Source organism: Staphylococcus sp. FW104-15G4D, from assembly GCF_058790135.1.
On the sequence record NZ_JBYTCH010000019.1, the window covers coordinates 1 to 896 of the forward strand.

Here is an 896-nt window from a genome sequence, read left to right on the forward strand (position 1 = left end):
CTCGCACTTACTGATGTTGAGTCAGACACGCTTGTGCTTAGTGATGCACTATCTGATGCACTTACTGACGCTGAATCGCTTGCACTTGTTGATGCTGAATCTGATGTACTTGTTGACGCTGAATATGATGCGCTTGTGCTTAGTGACGCACTATCTGATGCGCTTACTGACGCTGAGTCAGATGCACTTGTTGACGCTGAGTCGCTTGCGCTTACTGATGTTGAGTCAGATGCACTTACTGACGCTGAGTCGCTTGCGCTTGTGCTTAGTGACGCACTATCTGATGCGCTTGTTGACGCTGAGTCAGATGCACTTGTTGACGTTGAATCGCTCGCACTTACTGATGTTGAGTCAGATGCACTTGTTGATGCTGAATCTGATGCGCTTGTTGACGTTGAATCGCTCGCACTTACTGACGCTGAATCGCTTGCGCTTACTGATGTTGAGTCAGATGCACTTGTTGACGCTGAGTCGCTCGCACTTACTGATGTTGAATCTGATGCGCTCATTGAGTTCGAATCAGACACGCTTGTGCTTAGTGACGCACTATCTGATGCACTTACTGACGCTGAGTCAGATGCACTTGTTGACGCTGAGTCGCTTGCGCTTACTGATGTTGAGTCAGATGCACTTACTGACGCTGAGTCGCTTGCGCTTGTGCTTAGTGACGCACTATCTGATGCGCTTGTTGACGCTGAGTCAGATGCACTTGTTGACGTTGAATCGCTCGCACTTACTGATGTTGAGTCAGATGCACTTGTTGATGCTGAATCTGATGCGCTTGTTGACGTTGAATCGCTCGCACTTACTGACGCTGAATCGCTTGCGCTTACTGATGCTGAATCTGATGCGCTTGTTGATGCTGAGTCAGATGCACTTGTTGATGCTGAATCTGA

General features: G+C 48.4%; 1 pseudogene. It reads left to right on the forward strand.

Annotated elements, in window-relative coordinates:
• Positions 1 to 896: pseudogene (locus tag AC3WQX_RS12040) on the forward strand (hypothetical protein); the annotation flags it as partial.